This is a genomic window from Dokdonella sp. (assembly GCF_036518555.1).
Taxonomy (GTDB): domain Bacteria; phylum Pseudomonadota; class Gammaproteobacteria; order Xanthomonadales; family Rhodanobacteraceae; genus Dokdonella_A.
In genome coordinates this window covers 1-3,425 of record NZ_DATDMY010000309.1, presented here as the reverse complement: position 1 = coordinate 3,425, position 3,425 = coordinate 1, and the positions used below count along the sequence as shown (strand labels likewise).

At 71.9% G+C, this 3,425-nt stretch carries 4 protein-coding genes; 1 reads left to right on the top strand and 3 read right to left on the bottom strand.

Annotated elements, in window-relative coordinates; all coding sequences use genetic code 11:
• The 3 genes from VI238_RS16630 to metX all read right to left on the bottom strand — a co-directional run.
• Positions 1–383: hypothetical protein (locus VI238_RS16630; protein ID WP_331653372.1), on the bottom strand; the 383-nt coding region annotated here is incomplete at its 3' end.
• Complete coding sequence (locus VI238_RS16625) at positions 380–685, bottom strand: hypothetical protein (protein ID WP_331653370.1); 306 nt, start codon at positions 683–685, stop codon at positions 380–382. The genes VI238_RS16625 and VI238_RS16630, both read right to left, overlap by 4 nt.
• A 166-nt stretch (positions 686–851) precedes the next feature.
• The gene (gene metX / locus VI238_RS16620) at positions 852–1,973 is read right to left on the bottom strand and encodes a homoserine O-acetyltransferase MetX (protein WP_331653368.1); all 1,122 of its coding nucleotides are present in this window, start codon (positions 1,971–1,973) and stop codon (positions 852–854) included.
• Positions 1,974–2,150: 177 nt separating this feature from the next.
• Between metX and VI238_RS16615 the strand changes: the two genes are divergently transcribed.
• Positions 2,151–3,425 (top strand): AsmA family protein (locus tag VI238_RS16615; protein ID WP_331653366.1); only part of this gene is annotated, 1,275 nt, incomplete at its 3' end.

Genomic DNA, 3,425 nt, shown 5'->3' with positions numbered 1-3,425 from the left:
TGCGCCACCGGCGTCGTGGCGACCGGCTGGCGCGGCAGCATCGGTATCCCCTCGACCGACACCTGCAGGTACAGCTGGGTGCCGGTGAACGCGCCGGGGAAGCTCAGCGAGATGCTGAACACGCCGTCGTCGACGGGATAGTCGACTTCGTCGATCGCGACGCCGACCTGGTTGCCGCCACTCGCCGCATCGAAGAGCGCGAACGACAGGTCGAAGTTGCCGTCCGCCGGCGCGCCGTCTTGTTGCAGGCGCCCCTGATATACGAAGTCCGGCAGCTGCGGAGCCGCGAGAGCTGGCGCCGCCGCAGCCGCGAGCGCGAGGATCGCGGCGTGCAGGCCGAGGCGCACGCGCAAGCGAGCAGGGAGAAGCATCGGTCGATTCATCGGCATTCCTCGAAGCCATTGCGAAAGAGGGAATCGCGACGCGCGCTGCCTGCACCGGCCCAGTAGCCTGCGTGCACGGAGTAGCCGGCGCCGGACGACATGCCGGTCGCCGTCTCGCCGAGGCTGCCTTCGAGCGTGCGGCAGCCGCCTGCGGAATGGCTGATGCCGCCACCGCCGGCGATCACGTTCGCGACGACCTGTGCGGTGGCGATCCCGCACGTGACGAGGCCTAGCGCGGCGATCGCGACGACGCATCGATCGCGGGCTGCGCTGCGGAACGCGGACGACGTGCGTAGGGGCATGGACGACTCCGGTCGGCGGGGCGGTCGGCGCCGCGCGTTCTGCGGGGCCCTGTGCATGCGAACGGAATCGCGCGGCGTGAGGGGACACGCCGCGGCACGCGACGGCCTCGCCGCCCGTGCTGTCAGGTACCAGAGCCCTGGGGAGAGCCGCTGCGCGCAGCGGCGCTCAGCGCGTCGTGCGGCCGAGGAACGCGGAGATCGCGGCGCCGAAGCGCGCGATGTCGACGAGGAAGGCGTCGTGTCCTTGCGGGCTGTCGAGCGCGACGAACTCGACCTCGGCGCCGCCTGCGCGCAGGCCGTCCGCGATCTGCTCCTGCTGCGTGAGCGGGAACAGGATGTCGGTCTCGACGCCGATCACGAGCGCGCGTTCGACGCCGAGGCGCGCGAGCGCGGCGCGCACGGCGCCGCTGGCGACGCCCGGACCCGCATGTTCGGCGAGGTCGAACCAGTCGCTCGCGCGCGAGAGGTAGAGGTAGCTGTTCGGATCGAAGCCACGCACGAAGCGCCGCGCGTGCCCGGCGAGGTAGGACTCGACCTGGAACTCGAACCCGAACGGATCGTCGTCGCGCTGGTCCGAATCGAGCCGGATGCGCGCGAAGCGTCCGACCCATTCCATCGCCGAGCGGTACGTGATCACGCCGAGCTTGCGCGCGATCGACATGCCCGCCTCGGGGTAATGGTCGTCGTCGTAGCGGCCCTGGTTCCAGTTCGGGTCGAGGCGGATCGCTTCGCGCTGCAGCGAGCGGATCGCGATCGCGAACGGCTGTGCCTGCGGCGCGGTCGAGATGCTGATGTGGCGCCGTGCGCTGCCCGGATGCTGCGCGAGATAGGCGAGCGCGGTCATGCCCCCCATCGAATTGCCGAGCAGGCAGTCGAGGCGCTCGATGCCGAGCGCGCGCACGAGTTCGTAGGCGGCGTTGGCCGCGTCCTCGAGCGTGAGTTCGGGGAAATCGAGGCGGTACACCTCGCCCGTCACCGGGTTCACGTCGGCCGGGCCGGTCGAGCCCTTGCAGCTGCCGAGCGTGTTCACGCAGATCACGAACCAGCGGTTGGTATCGATGTGCTTGCCCGGCCCGATCATGTCCTCCCACCAGCCCGGCGACGGATCGGCGTCGCTCGACGCCGCATGCGCGCTCGGCGAGAGGCCCGTGAGGACGAGCAGCGCATTGTCGCGCGCGGCGGAAAGCGCTCCCCAGGTCTCGTAGGCGAGGCGCGCGCCGACGAGCTCGCCGCCGCGCTTCATGCGGAACGGCGAAGGCAGGGCGAACCACTGGCGGGCGTCGGACATGCGGGACAGGGCGGCGAAGCGGACGCGCAGAGTAGCCGCGCGGGCCGCGTCCGCCAAGTCGGGCGCCGCTCAGATTGCGCCGGCTAGGATCGGGGTACCGATCGACTGCTGCGGAAATTCGCATGCCGACGCGCCGTCGCCCCGTGGTCAACGCATCCGCCGTAGCGAGTGGACTGCATGGCATCGCCTGAACGCGCGCCGCAGGCCCCGACCCGGCGCCGCCGCCTCGTGCGCGCGGTGGCCGTCGTCGCAGCGGTGGTGGTGCTGCTGCCGCTCGCGCTGCTCGCATTCGTCGCGATGGTGGACTGGAACCGCGCTAAGCCATGGCTCGTCGAGCGCGCGAGCGGGGCGGTCGGACGCACGGTGGCGATCGACGGCGACCTCGACGTCGCGTGGCAGTGGCGTCGCGTCGACGGCGACGGAACGGCGTGGTCCCCGGGGCTGCACGTGCGCGCGTCCGGGGTCCGCGTGGCGAACGCGTCCTGGGCGCGCGTGCCGTCGGCGGCGACGTTCGACCGCATCGAGGCCGACCTGCGCGCATGGCCTCTGCTCGTTCGTCGCATCGACCTGGCGACGATCCGCGTCGAGGGCCCGCGCGTGGACATCGAACGCCGCGACGACGGTAGCGACAACTGGACGTTCGAACGCGCGGCGGGCGACGCCGGCGGCTGGAGCGTGGTCGTCGGCGATGTCGTGCTCGGTGCGGGCGCGATCGACGTGCGCGACGCGCAGCGCCGCCTCGACGTTCACGCGACGATCGAACCGCTCGCCGAGCCGGTGCCGTTCGGCGCGCGCGTCGATGGCGACGATCCGAGCATGCGCCGCGACGTGATCCGGTTCGTCGGCAAGGCTGCAGCGCAACGCCTGCGCGACGCCGCACGCGAGCGCGAGCAGCGTCGGCTCGAGCAAGGCACGGCGGCGAAGACGCCCCCGTACCGCTTCGCGTTCAGCGCAAAGGGCACGCTCGCCGGCATGGATCTCGCCGGCAAGGGGCGTTTCGGCGGCGTGCTCGCGTTGCGCCGACCCGAACCGTTCCCGTTGCGCGCGGACATCGACGTCGGCTCGACGCAGATCGCGTTGACCGGCACCGTCACCGATCCTGCGAGCCCCGACGCCGTCGACATGCGCCTGTGGATCAGTGGGCGCAACCTCGCCCATCTCTACGACATCCTCGGCATCGCGTTGCCGAAGTCGCCGCCGTACGCGACGGTCGGCCGCCTCGCCGGCCGCTTCGATCCGAACCGCACGATGCTGCGTTACGAGGATTTCACCGCGCGCGTCGGCGGCAGCGATCTCGCCGGCACCTTGACCTACCGGTCGGGCGAACCGCGCCCGACGTTGAGCGGCGAGGTCGACTCGAGCCTGCTGCGCCTGCGCGATCTCGGTGCGGTGGTCGGCGCCGGCAGCGCGGAGGAACGCGCCGCGCGCGGCGATCGCGGCGCGCCGCCTGCA